The 15,915-nt window shown below is 69.2% G+C and carries 12 protein-coding genes; 5 read left to right on the top strand and 7 right to left on the bottom strand.

Annotated features, from left to right (window positions below; genetic code table 11):
• Positions 1 to 50 precede the first annotated feature (50 nt).
• Both DW298_RS05730 and DW298_RS05725 read right to left on the bottom strand, forming a co-directional pair.
• Positions 51 to 908, bottom strand: a complete 858-nt coding sequence (locus DW298_RS05730) for a carbohydrate ABC transporter permease (protein WP_051251218.1) — start codon at positions 906 to 908, stop codon at positions 51 to 53.
• Positions 908 to 1,846, bottom strand: coding sequence for a sugar ABC transporter permease (locus DW298_RS05725; RefSeq protein WP_136041503.1), 939 nt, complete (start codon positions 1,844 to 1,846; stop codon positions 908 to 910). The genes DW298_RS05730 and DW298_RS05725 overlap by 1 nt, the downstream gene beginning before the upstream one ends.
• A gap of 227 nt (positions 1,847 to 2,073) precedes the next feature.
• Here DW298_RS05725 and DW298_RS05720 point away from each other — a divergent pair, with 227 nt between their 5' ends.
• Positions 2,074 to 2,877: an IclR family transcriptional regulator gene (locus tag DW298_RS05720; protein ID WP_136041502.1), complete on the top strand. Its 804-nt coding sequence runs from the start codon at positions 2,074 to 2,076 to the stop codon at positions 2,875 to 2,877.
• 83 nt (positions 2,878 to 2,960) lie between these two features.
• Positions 2,961 to 4,121, top strand: coding sequence for a mandelate racemase/muconate lactonizing enzyme family protein (locus DW298_RS05715; RefSeq protein ID WP_136041501.1), 1,161 nt, complete (start codon positions 2,961 to 2,963; stop codon positions 4,119 to 4,121).
• Between the two features lie 72 nt (positions 4,122 to 4,193).
• On the opposite strand, the gene DW298_RS05710 is transcribed toward DW298_RS05715, so the two are convergent.
• Complete coding sequence (locus tag DW298_RS05710) at positions 4,194 to 8,144, bottom strand: hypothetical protein (protein WP_136041500.1); 3,951 nt, start codon at positions 8,142 to 8,144, stop codon at positions 4,194 to 4,196.
• Between the two features lie 183 nt (positions 8,145 to 8,327).
• On the opposite strand from DW298_RS05710, the gene DW298_RS05705 reads away from it, so the two are divergent.
• The 3 genes from DW298_RS05705 (at position 8,328) to DW298_RS05695 (ending at position 11,626) form a co-directional block, all read left to right on the top strand.
• Positions 8,328 to 9,293, top strand: a complete 966-nt coding sequence (locus tag DW298_RS05705) for an acetylxylan esterase (RefSeq protein ID WP_168429501.1) — start codon at positions 8,328 to 8,330, stop codon at positions 9,291 to 9,293.
• Positions 9,294 to 9,368: 75 nt separating this feature from the next.
• Positions 9,369 to 10,097 carry a response regulator transcription factor gene (locus tag DW298_RS05700; protein WP_136041498.1) on the top strand — a complete coding sequence of 243 codons (729 nt, stop codon included), beginning with the start codon at positions 9,369 to 9,371 and terminating at the stop codon, positions 10,095 to 10,097.
• A gap of 26 nt (positions 10,098 to 10,123) precedes the next feature.
• Positions 10,124 to 11,626: an ATP-binding protein gene (locus tag DW298_RS05695; RefSeq protein ID WP_136041497.1), complete on the top strand. Its 1,503-nt coding sequence runs from the start codon at positions 10,124 to 10,126 to the stop codon at positions 11,624 to 11,626.
• 163 nt (positions 11,627 to 11,789) lie between these two features.
• On the opposite strand, the gene DW298_RS05690 is transcribed toward DW298_RS05695, so the two are convergent.
• The 4 genes from DW298_RS05690 to DW298_RS05675 form a co-directional block, all read right to left on the bottom strand.
• Positions 11,790 to 12,623 (bottom strand): DUF559 domain-containing protein, encoded by an 834-nt coding sequence (locus DW298_RS05690; RefSeq protein WP_136041496.1) that lies wholly within the window; start codon positions 12,621 to 12,623, stop codon positions 11,790 to 11,792.
• Positions 12,624 to 12,913: 290 nt separating this feature from the next.
• Positions 12,914 to 14,488, bottom strand: coding sequence for a flavodoxin reductase (locus tag DW298_RS05685; protein ID WP_136041495.1), 1,575 nt, complete (start codon positions 14,486 to 14,488; stop codon positions 12,914 to 12,916).
• Between the two features lie 15 nt (positions 14,489 to 14,503).
• Complete coding sequence (locus DW298_RS05680) at positions 14,504 to 15,385, bottom strand: FAD:protein FMN transferase (RefSeq protein WP_136041494.1); 882 nt, start codon at positions 15,383 to 15,385, stop codon at positions 14,504 to 14,506.
• A gap of 14 nt (positions 15,386 to 15,399) precedes the next feature.
• Positions 15,400 to 15,873, bottom strand: coding sequence for an FMN-binding protein (locus DW298_RS05675; protein ID WP_136041492.1), 474 nt, complete (start codon positions 15,871 to 15,873; stop codon positions 15,400 to 15,402).
• Positions 15,874 to 15,915: the final 42 nt, after the last annotated feature.

The raw sequence follows: 15,915 nt of genomic DNA, 5'->3' as shown, positions 1-15,915 counted from the left end.
AGACTGCTCCTTCGAGGTGATGGGGGTAGAGCATTTCGGGAGACGCATGGCTACCCCTTGACCGCCCCGGCGGCGAGACCGGAGACGAAGTAGCGCTGCAGGAGGACGAAGATGATGACGAGCGGGAGCGACGTGATGAGGGACGCCGCCATGAGGGCCGGCCAGTCGGCGGTGCCCTCGCGGATGAACGCCTGCGTCAGACCCGCCGGCAGCGTCTGCTTGTCGGGTCCGGCGAGGGTGAGGGCGAAGAGCAGGTCGCTCCAGCCGCGCATGAAGGCGAACATGCCCGCGGTGATGAGCCCGGGGACCACGAGCGGGAACACGATGCGGAACATCGTCCCGGTGCGCGAGAGACCGTCGACCTTGGCCGCCTCGAGGATGTCGTCGGGGAGGGCGTCGATGATGCCCTTCAGCAGGAACACCGCGAGCGGCAGCGTGAACGTCGTGAACGAGATGATCAGCGCCGTGTAGGTGTAGAGCAGTCCGGCCGAGCTCAGCATCAGGTACAGCGAGATGAGCAGCAGCGCGCCCGGGATGAGCTGACCGATGAGGAACATGAACATGATCGCGTTGCGGCCGCGGTAACGGAACTTCGAGAGCGAGTAAGCCATCAGGCCGCCGACGAGGACCGCGAGCAGGGCGGTGCCGGTGGAGACGATGATGCTGTTCAGGAGGTTCTTCAGCAGGAGGTCGTTCTGGAAGAACCCGACGAAGTTCTCGATCGTCGGATTGACCGGGAAGAACGGACGATCCGCGGAGAAGACGTCCTCCTTCCTCGTGAACGCGGTCGCCGTGAGCCAGTAGACCGGCAGCAGGCCGAACAGGGCCAGCAGCAGGAGCAGGACGCGTCCCGGGATGGACAGGTGGGGGCGGATGATCGACTCCCCCACATCACGACTACGGCGCATCACTTCTCCAGCCGACGGTTGAGGAACAGGTATCCGCTCGTGATGATCGCGAGCAGGACGAGCCAGAGGGCGCCCATCGCGGAGGCCTTGCCGAGTTCGTAGCTGCCGAACGCGAGATCGTAGAGGCTGACCGCGAGCGTCGTGGTCGAGTTGCCGGGCCCGCCGCCGGTCATCACGAAGATGGTGTCGAAGTTGCCGAAGTTGTAGATGAACTCGAGCACTGCGACGAGGGTGACGGGGCCGGCGATGTGCGGCAGCGAGATATGGCGGAACCGCTGGGCGCGCGTGGCGCCGTCGATGGTGGCGGCCTCGATCTGCTCGCTCGGCAGCGTCTGGAGGACGGCGAGGGCGACGACCATGATCCACGGGAACGAGTGCCAGGTCTTGGCGATGACCACGGCGGCCATGGCGCCGGTCGGGGTGCCGAGCATGCTGATCTCGGGCAGTCCGAAAGTCGCGAGGACGTGGTTGACCACGCCGTAGCTGTCGTTGAAGATCCACGCCCAGAGGAAGGACACGACGACACCGGGCAGCAGCCACGGCAGCATGAGGGCGCCGCGGAGGATGTTCCGTCCGCGCATGCGGGCGTTCAGCAGCAGCGCCAGGGCGACACCGAGGATGAGCGGGAAGACCGTCGCGAGCGAGGCGAACACGAGGGTGGTGCCGAGACGGGCGAAGAACTCGTCCCAGACCGCCGCATAGTTGTCGAGGCCCACGAACGTGCGCTCGGGGCGCAGGAGCGATTGGTCGAACAGACTCGTGAAGATGCTCGACACGAGGGGGAAGATCGCGATCACGAGGAACAGGAGGACCGCGGGAAGTGCGATCATGAAACCGAAGGTGCGATCCTTCGCGCCCAGCGTGGAGCGTCGCCCGGAGCGGGGCTCGACAGCCTTCTGCTCGCTCTCCGCGGGCCGCTCGAGTATGGCTTGTTGCATTGCAGTCACTTTCCAGTAGAGACGACCCCGGAGGGCCCTGCGCGTCGTCGTCACAGTCGTCAACGTCGACGTGCGGCCAGTTAACCACAATGCGGATGCGAAATCCACAAAATGCATAAGACACCCACATTTGTGTTGCTCGAAGCCATTTCGCTGAATAGGATGACTGGCAGCGGCGACGAGCCGCAGCGTCGCAGATGCGGCCACATCACCAAGGAGGAGTCACCATGGCATCGGAATCGGTAGGCGGCACGCAGACCGTCGAACGGGCGATGTCGTTGCTCGCCTGCTTCACGGAGGAATCCGGCGAGCTGAGGGTCTCCGAGCTGTGCACGCTGACCGGCCTAGGCCAGTCCACCGTCTCGCGCATGATGTCGGCACTCGATCGCATGAAGTTCGTGGTGCAGGACGCCCGCACGGGCCTGTACCGCCTCGGCCCCGCAGCAGTGTCGCTGGGCACGGTCGCGATCAACGGCTCTCCCATCTTCCGCGCCTCGCGGCAGATCGCGCAGAACCTCGCGCGCCGGATCGAGATCGGCGTGAACGTGGCCGAGCTCAGCGGCTTCACCTTCACCTACCTCTGCAACTTCGAAGGCGCGCTTGCACCGAAGTCGTTCGCCATGGCGGGTCGCACCGGGCCGCTGCACGCCACCGGCATCGGCAAGGCCCTGCTGTCGGGCATGTCCGACGCGCAGGTCGACGAGTACTTCGCGCAGACGCCGCAGCGCTTCACGCCGCACACGATCGTGGACCGCGCCGCCATGCAGACCGCTCTCGACGAGACACGCAGCCGCGGCTACGCGACCGAGATCGAGGAGCTGGCCTTCGGCCGTGCCTGCATCGCCGCGCCGATCCGCAACCGGGCCGGTGAGATCGTCGCGGGCATCTCGGCCAGCGGCCCCCTCTCCGTGCTCGACCTGCACGCACCGCATCAGGAACTCGCCCTGCAGCTCATCGAAGCAGCCGACGAGATCTCGGTGGCCCTCGGGTACAGCCCCTCCCGGACCGCATCGGCGTTCGCGGCACTCTGACCTCGGCCGCGATGCGGCTTCCCCACCTCTGACGACGGCACCTGCCGCCGGCCGTTCGACCACCCCGTCTATTGGAGACCCCTGTGAAGATCACGCGCGTCCAGACCTTCCCCCTCTACTTGTCGAAGGAGGATGCCAACAACTCGTATGCCGGCGACACCGCAGTCGATCATCGTGGCTACGTGATCCGCCCGCCGTGGCGGAGCCTGTACTCCCCCGGCTACGAGACGCTGCTCGTCAAGATCGAGACCGATGACGGTCTGATCGGCTGGGGCGAGGCCCTCGCGCCCGTCGCCCCGGTCGTGGCCGCGGCGATCGTCGACAACCTGCTCACCCCGCTGATCCTCGGCGAGGACCCGCGCTCGGTGCGCACGCTCTGGCACCGCATGACGGAGTCCATGCGCGAGCGCGGGCACCTCACCGGGCACCAGGCCGACGCGATGGCCGCGGTCGACATCGCGCTCTGGGACCTCTGGGGCCACGCCACCGGCCTCTCGGTGTCCGAGCTCGCCGGCGGACGCTTCCACGAGGTGCTGCCGACCTACGTCTCCGGCATACGCGGCGTCGACGATGTCGAGCGCGCCGAGAAGGCCGCAGAGCTCGTGGAGGGCGGCGTTCGCCGTATCAAGCTGCATCTCGGCGTCGACATCCGCACCGACCTGGCCACCTACGACGCGGTCCGCGGCGTGCACCCCGACCTCGACGTCGCGCTCGACGCGCACTGGACGTATCGCCTCGGCGAGGCGCGTGCGCTCGGTCGCGAGCTGGACGACCGGCGAGCCTGGTTCTTCGAGGCGCCGCTCGCCCCGGAGGACGTGGAGGGGCATCACGACCTCGCCACCGCCCTCGCCACCCCGATCGCGATCGGCGAGGCGATGCGCAGCCGCTTCGAGTTCACGGACTGGCTCACCCGCCGCGCGGTGGGCCTCACGCAGCCCGACATCGGCCGCACCGGCATCACCGAGGGCCTCGCGATCGCGGCCGTCTCCGACGCCTTCCACGTGCCGGTCGCCCCGCACCACTCGGCCGCGTTCGGCATCGCGATGGCCGCCGGTGTGCATGTCGCCGCGAGCGCCGCGTCGCTCCTCGCGTTCGAGTACCAGCCGTTCACCCTCCCCGTCGCCAACCGTCTGCTGACGACCCCGCTCGAGGTCCGCGCGGACAGCGGGTTCGTGGTGCCGACCGGCCCCGGCCTCGGCGTGACCGTCGACGAGGACGCGATCCAGGAGTACGTGCGGCACTGACCCGCATCGACATCCGATGTATAACGGGTGGGCGGGCCGGATCTCTCCGGCCCGCCCACCCGTTCTTTCGCGTCAGTTCCCGATGCGCACGAACTGCGCGGCGCTGACCCGGTGGATGCTGGCGTTGCGCACCTCGAGCCGCACCGTGCCGGTCGCTGCCGCGGCGTAGCGGAACGAGCCCAGCGAACGCCAGGCCGCCGCGCCCTGCGTCTGGTCCACGATGACCTCGGAGCTGCCGTCCTTGTGCTCCACGACGTATGCCGCCGAGGTCGTGGTCGTCGAGTTCGTGGGGTACCAGACCGAGACCCGGTAGAGACCGGCCTCCGGCAGCTCCACGTTCCACGTCACCGTGCTGCCGACCGAGTCGGAGTCGCTGTACCGCGTGCGCGTGCCGTTCCATCCCGAGAGTCCGCTGGGGTACCAGTTGCCGGACTCCAGGTAGCCCGGCCACGGGGACTGGGTGTGTGCGATGACGCCCTCGTCGGCCACGCGCACGAGCACGCCCCGGCGCAGGGTCTGATCGAGCCGCGCCTCGAACCGCGTCGATGATCCGGGCGCGACGCCGGAACCCGCGGTCACCGTCCAGGTGTGGGTGAGGTCGGATCGCGGCGGCACCGTGATGCTCGTGCTCTGCTGCCCCACGCTCCATCCGCTGACCCCGTACAGAGCCAGGGTGCCCTGCAGCGGTGTCACCCCGGTGTTGATGACGAGGGCAGTGAGTTTGGCGACCGCGCCGGGCCCGCTGACGATCTCGACATCCGAGGTGAGGGAGACCAGTCGTCGCCGGTCGATCACCTCGATCGCCGCCGCGCGCAGCTTCACGGGGTCCTCCCCCGCGACCGTCAGGGTCGCCGCGACGTCGACCTCGCCGAGCGGTGCCGCGGTCGCGATGACCGCCGCCGATTCCACCCGTGCGGAGCCCTCTGCGGGAACCGTGATCGCCGGCACCGTCCCGTCGAGCTGCCACCCCGTCGGCAGGGTCACCGCGATGGCGCCGGTGATCGGATCCGCGGTGGCGTTGCGCACCTCGAAGGTCAACGGGACGCGGTCCCCGGCCGTGCCCGTCGCCTGCGCGATCACGTCGCCGACGATTCCGGGGTTGGCTCCGCTGATCCTGGCCGGCAGCCGCAGGGTCACCTCGTCGGTGGTCGTCCCGCCCGTGGTGATCGTGTAGCGGAACTTGTCGGTGAGGTCATCGACCGGGATCGTCCACTCGTAGGGATAGGCCTTCGCGGGAGCCTGCTTCACCGGCCCGCCGCCGATGCGATACGACAGCGTCGCCTGCTGCTCGGTGTCGATCTGCACGTAGGCGTCGTATCCCTGACCGTCGGGCCGCACCAGGAGCATCCCGCGGGCGACGCCGTAGTCGGTGGCGGGGTCGGTGTCGACCTCGTGGAAGCTGTCGCGTCCGTGGTCGGCCACGTCGTCGAACGGCAGACCCGGGCGCTGCACGTCCACGTTCCGGATGACGAGGGCGACGAGCCCGCGCGCCGGCACGCTGACGGTGACCCGGCCGCTGACGGCCGCGCCGGTGGACCGGCTGCCGTTCGCGGTCACCAGCTCGACCGCGCCCGAGAAGCTCCGCGGGATGCCCGTGAGCTCGGTCGAGAGGTCGACGATCACCTGCTGCGCCTCACCGGCGGAGTTCGTGAGACTGACGTAGAGAGCATCGTTGCCGACGCCGCCGATCCAGTTGACGAGCGGGTTCGAGACGGAGATCAGCCTCGCAGGGAGATACGGCCAGACGCCGTCCTCGCCGAAGAACGTCCCGGGCGCATGACCGTAGGCGAAGAACTTGAAGTAGGCGAAGTCGGCCTCGAACACGTGCGGGAACTCGATCGCGCCGCCGCTGCGGTAGAAGCTCTCGCTGAGCAGGTAGTCCATCGCGAGACCGAGCTGGGCTGGCGCGTGATGGAAGTAGTAGCCGGTGATGCCCACCGGGCCGCTCGTCGCGAAGTCTGGCTTCATGTGCGCGACCTGGAACTGTCGGCCGTAGTAGCCGGGGTATGTCGTGAACCGGCCGATCACCATGTTGTGGGCGATGTCGGCCAGCAGTTCGTCGCCGGTGTGATGCGCCAGCCGCAGCAGGGCTCCCGCCCAGCACGGGTTGAACACGTAGCCCCCGCCCGGGTCGGTCAGCGTGCTGACGCCGAGCTTGAACGACGAGAGCGCCTCGAACGTGAGGCCCGAGGGAGACACGTACCAGGCCGGGACGGTCTCGGTCGGCACGTTCGTGGTCGGGTACGACGGCAGCGACGAACGCGACTCCCAGTCGTACTGCTGTTTGATCACGTGGCCGGCCGGCACCGTGACCGTGCCACCTGGGACCGGACGGACCGCCGTCTGCGTGATGAAGCGCTGGACCTCCCGATACGCGCCGTCGAGGAACTCGTTCTCGCCCGTCGCCTCGAACATCTCCAGGAGGTCGACCCAGTACTTCGAGAAGCTGTACGCGAACCCGCCGGGCGGCTGACCGTTGCTGCGGTACGGCTCCAGGATCTGCTCCTGCGAGTAGCGGCGGGCGATCAACGTCGCCTCCGCGAGGTATGCCGGATCCCCGGTGATCCGGTAGGTCGCGAGCGCGTTCGAGAACGGCGCCCTGCTCTGCCCGACGACGCCGGCCTTGGTCGCCTTCACCGCGAGCCGCTGGATGCCGGCGTTGCGGCCGTGCGTCAGCTGGTAGAGCGACGCCAGATTCACGGCATCCGTGGGGATCCTGCCGATGCGGTACTGGCTCGTGTCGTTGTAGACCGGGCTCCCGATCATCGGCGTGTGCCCGATGCCCTTCCGGGAGAGCTGGTACTCGACGAGCGGCCGGGCGCGGCGGTCGTAGAGCATGCCGTCGGCCGTGCCGGTGAGATAGTGCGCCGCGAGCACGACGCCGCTGGCCGCGGCGCGCACGGCATCCTCGTTCTCCACGTCGACGAACCCCTTGGCGCGGTTCCACCATCCGGAGTACGAGGGGATGTAGTCGACGGAGTCGTCACCGTCGGGCTCCACCGCGATCAGCGCCGCCATCGCGTGCACGGCGTCGGTGAGCGACCGGTCGTAGACGTTGCGACGGTAGGCCGTCAGGCCGTACTCGTTGCGGCACAGCTGCGAGTACGTGCCGTACAGCGTGTCCGGGCGGGCCGCGAGGCCGAAGGCGAAGCCGCGCTGCTCGCCGACGGCCATAGCCGTGCGCAGGCCCGGCTGCGGTGCGTACATGCTGGGCACGATGTCGAGGCTGTCGTTGCGCAGACTCATCCCGTAGGGCTGCCGGTCGGCCATCAGTTGCCGCTCGTGCACGAACTCGGCGACCTCGGCGGGCAGGTACACCCCCGAGGTGACGGCCACGTCACCCACCGCGTACTGCGTCAGCGCCATCGGCGCGAAGAGTTCCCACGCGCCCAGGGGCGCGGACCCGTCGAGCACCGAGAGCGCATGCTGATACGACCCGCACAGCACCTCGTCGAGATCGTCGAGCGACTTCGCGTCCTGGCTCTGATATCCGACGATGTAGTCGCCGGCGGTCTTGGCGGTCAGCACATAGTGCGCCTCGGGATGGGCGCCCTCCAGACGCCAGCGGACGACCAGATCGACGTCGTCGGTGCTCGTGGTCAGCTCGATGGCCTGCGAGCCGAGCACCTGGTACGAGGTGAAACCGAGCCAGCTCGGCGCCAGCGGTCCGTAGAGCTCGGGCGCGCTGCCCGACGGCAACGTCCCCTCCAGCACGAGCCACTGCTCGTCGAAGCGGTGCGCCGGATCTGTGACCTGCAGCCATCCGCCGTTGTGCGCGACCTCGAGGTCGCGGACGATCGTGGCCCCGCCGTCCCAGGTGGCCTGGTGGAAGGTCATCCGGTGGTTCTGCCCGACCAGTTGCGCGACCTGCGTGAACGCCAGGTTCGGCTTGTCGAGCCGCCGGAGGGCATCGGCGTACGCGCCGGTCGTCGTCGTGAGCTCCGTCGCCGCTGCGGGGGCGGCTCCGAACGACGAGCCGAGCACCGGGGGAAGCACTCCCGCGATCATGAGTGCTCGCAACATGGAGCGTCGGCTCCACAGCAGAGGATTGTCATCGGCTCCATCGCCAGGCATTGAATCCATGATGCACATACTGCAATCCGTATGCGATCATGTCAATGCGTCGGCTTCACGGGCCGCGGCGCCGCCTCGTCGCGCCACGCCGGTAACGTCGAGCAGGCAGAACCACCCGAAAGGACACATGCGGTGCCCCAGGATCCTCCCGTCGAGCTGACCGAGTACTCGCTGAGCGCGCTGCTGAACCGGCCCACGCCACCCCACGAGCCGGACGACTTCGACGACTTCTGGCGCGCGACCTTCCAGGAGTTCGGCACGGGTCCCGTGGCGTGGGAGCTCACCCGCGAGCTCGCTCCCACCGAGACGCACCGGATCTCGGAGATCCGCTTCCGCTCCTCGGCCGACGAGGCCGCCGCGGCATACGTCATGCTGCCGCACACGCTCGGGAATGCGCCTCGTGGGCTGGTCGTCGGACACGGCTACGGCGGCCGCACCGCGCCCGACCTCGACCGGGTGCCCGGCGACACCGCCGCGATCTTCCCGGTCGCACCCGGCACGCACGTCGGTACTCCGAGCCGCTTCCCCGCCCTCCCGGACGAGCACGTCCTCGCCGGGATCGGCCACCGCGACACCTACTCGCACCGCTTCAGCGCGGCCGACATCTGGCGCGCAGCCACCGTCCTGCGCGAGGTGGCGCCCGCGGTGGCGGGTGCCCTCGACTTCAGCGGCGGGAGCTTCGGCGGCGGCATCGGCGCGCTCGCACTCCCCTGGGATGCACGCTTCCGCCGCGCCGTGCTGGACGTACCGAGCTTCGGCGACCACGAGGTGCGGCTCACGCGCCGGTGCACGGGAAGCGGGGAGGCCGTGCGTCAGCATCTGCAGCGGCACCCCGAGGTGCGGCCGGTGCTCGACTACTTCGACGCGGCGATCGCGGCACGGAGGCTCCGGATTCCCGTGCACGTGACCGCGGCGGTGCAGGATCCGGCCGTCGATCCCCGGGGCCAGTTCGCCGTCTATCACGCGCTGACAGGGCCGCGTCGCCTGAGCGTCCGCGCCGCGGGGCACCTTCCCGGCGAGATCGGCGAGCTGTCGGACCGGCTCGCCCTGCAAGCCGGCATCGACTTCCTCGCCCTCCCCGACGAACGGCTGGTGTGACCGCGCCCGGGCCCTCCCAGACAACACATAGCGATCTCCATAGAAATCACATAGGAGATTCCGCAGAATAGGGACATGACCAGCGACCTGCCCGAACTGCGCCGCCCCGACGGCACCCCCCTGCGCATCCTCGCCGTCGACGACGAGCAGATGCTGACCGACCTGCTCGCGATGGCCCTGCGCATGGAGGGCTGGGAGGTGCGCACGGCATCCTCCGGTCTGGAAGCGCTCCAGGTCGCGCGCGATTTCGAACCCGACGCGCTCGTGCTCGACATCATGATGCCCGACCTGGACGGCATGTCCGTGTTGAAGCGGCTGCGCGAGTCGGGGAACCTCGTTCCGGTGCTGTTCCTGACCGCCAAGGATGCCGTGGGCGACCGCGTGGCCGGCCTCACCGCGGGCGGCGACGACTACGTCACCAAGCCGTTCAGCCTGGAGGAGGTCATCGCACGGCTGCGCGCGATCATCCGCCGCACCGGCCACGCGACCACCGACGACGGACAGTCGATCCTGCGTGTCGCGGACCTCACGCTCAACGAGGACAGCCACGAGGTCGTGCGCGACGGCACCGAGATCGAGCTCACCGCGACCGAGTTCGAGTTGCTCCGCTACCTCATGCGCAACGAACGGCGCGTGCTGTCGAAGGCGCAGATCCTCGACCGGGTCTGGAGCTACGACTTCGGCGGCAAGTCGTCGGTGGTCGAGCTGTACATCTCGTACCTGCGCAAGAAGATCGACGCCGGCCGCACGCCGCTGCTGCACACCGTCCGCGGCGTCGGCTACATGATCAAGGCTCCGCAGTGAGCTCAGCGACGATGATGAGGCGGCCGATGAGCCTGCAGACACGGCTGATGACCGCCGTGATCGGGTTCGTGTCGCTGATCCTCATCATCGTCGCCGTCATCACCAGCGCCACGCTGGGCAAGACCATGGAGGACCAGCTCGACCAGAAGCTGAGCACCTACGCGCACCAGTTGGCGGATCGGACCGGAGCCTTCGCACCATCTTCTGCCACGGCGCAGAACGTCCTCTCCGGCCCCACGGCGTCACCGCCGGCCGGACTCGTGTTCGTGGTCTCGAGCCCTGTCACCGGCTTCAGCGGGGTGGTCGCGAAGAACTCGTCGGGAGAGGAACTCACCGGATCCCTGGAGCCACTCAGCAGCACGCAGCTGGCGGAGATCGCACTGTCCCTGAAGGGCACGTCGGTCGCCACCGTGTCCCTCACCGACCTCGGCTCCTACCGGATCATGGCCCTGCCCGCGACCAACGGCGTCGTCGTGATCACCGGGCTCCCCCGCGACGAGATCCAGAGCCAGCTCACGCAGCTGCTCACCGTGATCGCCCTCGCCACCATCGGCGGTCTGATCCTGTTGGCGCTGACCACCGCGATCACCATCCGGGTGAGCCTGCGCCCGCTGCGGGCCGTCGCGCTCACGGCGACCAGGGTCGCGAACCAGCAGCTGGATCGGGGCGAGGTGACCATCACCGAGCGCGTGCCGGCATCCGAAGCCGATCCGCGCACCGAGACCGGTCTCGTCGGTGCGTCGCTGAACAAGCTGCTCGATCACGTGAACACGTCGCTCGCCTCGCGGCAGAAGAACGAGGAGCGGATGCGACGGTTCGTCGCCGACGCCAGTCATGAACTGCGCACGCCGCTCGCCTCCATCCGCGGCTACTCGGAGCTGTCGCTGCGCGCACTGCATCGGCATCCGGCCGCGGAGCAGGGCCCCGAGGTCATCGAGAGCACGACCTCGTCGCTCGAGCGCATCCAGGCGCAGTCCCTGCGGATGACCCGCCTCGTCGAGGACCTGCTGCTGCTCGCGCGGCTCGACGAGGGTCAGGAGCTGGTCTACGGCACGGTGGACCTCGCCCAGCTCGCGCTGGAAGGTCTCTCGGATGCCCGCCCGACGGCGGCCGACCACCACTGGAGCATCGAGGTGCCAGACGAGCCGGTGACGGTCGTCGGCGATGCCGGGCGGATGCACCAGGTCGTCGCGAACCTCCTCGCGAACGCCCGCACGCACACGCCGGCCGGCACCACGATCACGCTGAGCGTCGCGAGGGAGGGCGACGATGCCGTGCTGCGCGTACACGACGACGGCCCCGGCATCGACCCCGCCATCCGAGACGAGCTCTTCGCACGCTTCGCCCGCGGCGACAGCTCCCGGGCCCGTCAGACCGGGGGAACCGGACTGGGCCTCGCGATCGTCAAGGCCATCGTCGAGGGCCACCACGGCGTCATCTCGGTGGCCAGCGAGCCCGGCGACACCACCTTCACGGTACGCATCCCGGTCACCCCCGCGGCCGCCGGAGATGTCGCGCCCGAGGCGTGAGCCGGATCCCCTCCACTCGCGTAACCCGCGGCGTCCTGCGATCCCCGCGCTCCTGGTCGCACACATGTCGGGAGAAAGCACGGATGTCGGAAGATACCGCGGCGAGTCGTCCGATATCCGTCCGATCTCCCGACATCCGTACAGGCAGGGGTTACCGAAGGCGTCAGCTGCGCGCACGCAGGCGGGTGATGGCGGCGAGCACGGCGGCCTCGACCGTAGGCCAGGCGTGGACGATCTGCGCGTAGTCGAACCTCAGCGTCTCGTAGCCGAGAGCCGACGCCGCGGCATCCCTCACGAGATCACGGTGGCGATGCGCGGGGACATCATGGTTGCCTTTCCCGTCGGCCTCGAGGATCAGGCGCCCATCGAGCACGAAATCCACTCGCCCGACGGTCGGGATGGTCACCTGGCAGTCCAAGCTGATGCCGTGCAGGTGCAGACGCAACCGCAGGAGCGATTCGAGACCGCTGTCGGCATCCGATCGCGCGAGGTCCACGAGCCAGTGCGCGCGGGCCGGTAGTCGACGGCGAATCCGGCGCAGTGCCGCACCGCTGATCTTCTGCTGCACCAGTGCGGACTCCAGAGCGGCGAAGAACGCCTCGTCTCCGGCACAGCGGTAGACGTGGATCAGCACCTCCTCCAACGGGGCGAGTCCGACACCGGCGTGACCCGCGTCATAGTGCGCGACGCACTCACACTTCTCGTGATGAACGCGGCCCTTCGCGCCGAGCCAGACGTGAACGGGGCCGCCGGGGTTGAGCACCCAGACGCCGTGCAGGCGCAACGCGTGGGCGCAGGTGAGGGCCCCGCCGTGCGCCGCTGCCTCCACGAGGCTCGTATCCGCATTCGGGTCGGCGAACACGCCCGCTCTCACGCGGATCAAGGTGTCGGCGCGAACAGCATCCGCCCGCATCCGACGAGTGATTCCGTACTTCTCGAGCAGGGTTCCCCGCACGACACCGCCGTGCCGGTCGGTCGCGGATTGAGCGCTGAGCATCCACCGATCCTGATGCTCCCAACGGACTGAGCGAGCTGGATGCCGCCGTTGTGGGGCGATCCGAGGCGAATCCGGGATGTGCAGAAGGGGATGCGCCGCACACTCGTCGGGAGGATGCACAGATGTCGGGGCATCTCGCGGCGATTCGTCCGACATCCGTGCGTACTCCCGACAGGTGTACCTACGGGCGGGGACGGACGGACGGGACGGGACGGGACGGACGGGACGGGACGGGCGGGACGGACGGGAGGTACGGGTGGGGTGGGACGGATGGGGTGGGACGGGATGGATCAGTAGCCGGCGAAGGCGTCGGTCGTGAGGGCGCGGGCCTTCTGCAGCGCGGGGGCGAGGTCGGCGATCAGGCGCGGCGGCCCGGAGATGAACGCATGGCGGGCGGCGAGATCGGGCACCGTGCGCTCGAGGGTCTCGGCATCCAGTCGTGCGCCCCGCGCCCAGGACCAGTGCGCGGGCAGGTCGAGCGGCTCGTCGCGGGTGAACACGACCGTGCGCACGCCCGTCGCGGCGAGCTCATCGCGGAAGGCGAGCTCGGACGCCTCTGATGCCACGTACACGAGCACCACGTCACGCTGCTGCCCCGCCGCTTGAAGCTGACGCAACTGGGAGACGAACGGCGTGACGCCGATCCCGGCGGCGACCATCAGCACCGGATGGTCGCCGCGCGGCAGGATGAAATCGCCCCAGGTTCCCGTGACCGCGAACGTCGCGCCGGGCTCGGCGGCGGCCAGGGCCCGCTTGTAGCTCGACGGATGCTTCTGGTCGCCGTTCTTGTACGCGATCCGCAGCGTCGGCAGGTCGGCCGGCGCCGACACGATGCTGAACTCCCGCCGGGTGCCGCGCGCGTCGGGGCGGTGATGCGGGACGTCGAGCTCGAGGTACTGCCCCGGGAGGAATCGGACCCGGCCCTTGGCCCGGAAGGTCAGCTCCTGCGCGGTCGGGGTGATGAAGTCCCGCCGCTCGAGCACGAGTCGCACCGACCCCCGCAGTGCGAACGCGAAGGCCACCAGGTTCCCGATGAGGAGAGCCCGCTCCTGGCCGAGCGTGAACAGGCCGGCGACCGAGATCGGCCACCCGGCGAGGAGACCCACCACGACGGCCACCGCGAACTGCTGGCGGCGACGCGGCGGAAGCGTGAGCGGCTCGGAGAGCATGAACGCCCCGAGGAACAGGAACGGCGACTGCAGCACCGCGAACTGCAGCGCGGTGAGCACATCGAAGTCGATGTCGAACTGCGCGGCCTGCACGCCCTGGCGCACGACCGCGGTGACGACGGCGACGAGCACGAAGATCAGCACCACCCGCACCTTCTCGGTGCGCCACAGCACGGCGAGACCGAGGACGAGCACGGGGATCGTCAGGACGGGCGTCCCGACCCACCAGGACGACGACGTGCCCAGCCACTCGAACGCTCCGAATGCGCCGAGGATCGAGACGACCGCCGCACCGAACGCCGCCGGGTTGAAGATGTGTCGACCGCGCCACGCGATGAGGTACTTCGACACGCTCGCCACGGCTCCGGCGAGGGCGAGTCCGAGGAGCGCGCCGAGCTCGAGACCGGGGCGGAGCACGAACAGCAGGATCAGCGCCGTGACGAGGGAGGATTCGATGCGCCACGGCAGCCGCAGGATGCGCTGGGCTGCGGCGTCGACGAGCGAGATCACGATCGCGAGCACCAGGAACGACGCCACCATCTCGAGCGGCGTGGGCGAGACGATCACGCCGAACAGCGAGAGCACGAACGCGATGACGGCGAGGGCGATCAGCGCGAACAGCACGAGGCGATACATCGAGAGCGAGCCCAGAACCGCGAGGACCCGCTGACGTGCGGCGGCGAATGAGGTGATCACGTTCTCCACTCTTCCCTAATTCGTTGCTGTGGGGCGCGTCTTCGTCTCCGTGAGGAACAGTTCCGCAGGGCATCCCGGCGAGTGCTGCACCCGGCCGTCGGTGCTCATCCGCACCCATTCCACGCCCCAGGCGTCGGCGAGCTCCGGTCCGCCGTCGAAGAATAGCGCGGTCGAGACGGCATCCGCCGTCATCGCGTCGGGGGCGAGCGCCCACGTCGCCGCCCACGCGCGCACCGGAAGCCCCGTGCGGGCGTCGAGTACGTGGTGCAGTCCGTTCCCCCACGCCCGCCGGTTCACGGCGGAGGCACACAGTGCCTGGTCGCGCACCTCGACGACCCCGATCGCCTTCGTGGCGTCGTACGGATGCTCGAGCCCGATGCGCACGGCCGCACCACGCACCCGGATGTCGCCGCCCGCATCGACCACCACATCGCCCGGCACGTCCGCGAGCGCTCTCATCACGAGATCGACGAGTCGCCCCTTGCCGAGCGCGCCGACGTCGAGGAGCGCCGGGACGGATGCCGTGACCTCGGCGGTCGTCCACGACACCTGCTCCTGCCAGGCGTCCGGAGCGCGCACCGGATCACCGCCGACGAGCGAATAGCCCGCGTCGTACCCGAGGGCTTCGAGACTGACCGCGACGAGCGGGTTCACGGCGCCGCCCGTCGCCGCCGAGAGCTCGCGGTACGCGTCGAGCATCGGAGCGGCGTCCGGTGATGCGAAGGAGCCGCCCTCGCGTCCGAGCCGCGTCACCGCGGAGTCGCCGCGGAACCGGGACCACTCCCGGTCGAAGCGCTCGATCTCGGCGTCGACCGCCGCACGCACGGAGTCCGCGAGCGGATCGGTCGTCTCGATCTCCCAGTGCGTTCCGATCGCCTCGAAGCGCCAGCTCGCCATGCGGCCTCAGGCGCCTAGGCGGCGGCCTGCTCCTTGATCGACTCGACGGCGTCGTTGAACCCGCCGCTGGTGAGCGACGAGCCGGCGACCCGGCTGACGTTCAGCTCGTCGATCGACTTGCCCTCGACCTCGTCGGCGATGCCGTCGATGAACTGGCCCTGGTACTGCTCGGTCTCGGGTGCCTGCGGGTCGCCCGTGACCTCGACATCGGTCACCACGCCGTCGGCGAGGGTCAGCGTGACGGAGATCTGCTCGACCGTCTCGGGGGTCTGGTACGAGCCGTCGGCCGTGTAGGTGCCGTCTTCGTAGGTGGCGGTGGAGTCGCCACCCGACGACTCCGACGAACCGGCATCCGGCGTGCTGCCGGCGTCGTTCGATGAATCATCCGCGTCGGTGGCGCCGGAGCACCCGGCGAGGACGAACAGGCCCGCGATCCCGAGGATGGCGGATCCCTTGCGGACAGAGGTCGGTACGGTCGTGCGGATCATGCTGGTCCTCCCGGCGCGGTGTCGGTCGACGGGATCGTCGAC

The organism is Microbacterium sp. A20 (genome assembly GCF_004794515.1).
Classification (GTDB): Bacteria; Actinomycetota; Actinomycetes; order Actinomycetales; family Microbacteriaceae; genus Microbacterium.
Note: the sequence above shows the minus strand (reverse complement) of the source record. Positions and strands in the feature narration are given on the sequence as shown.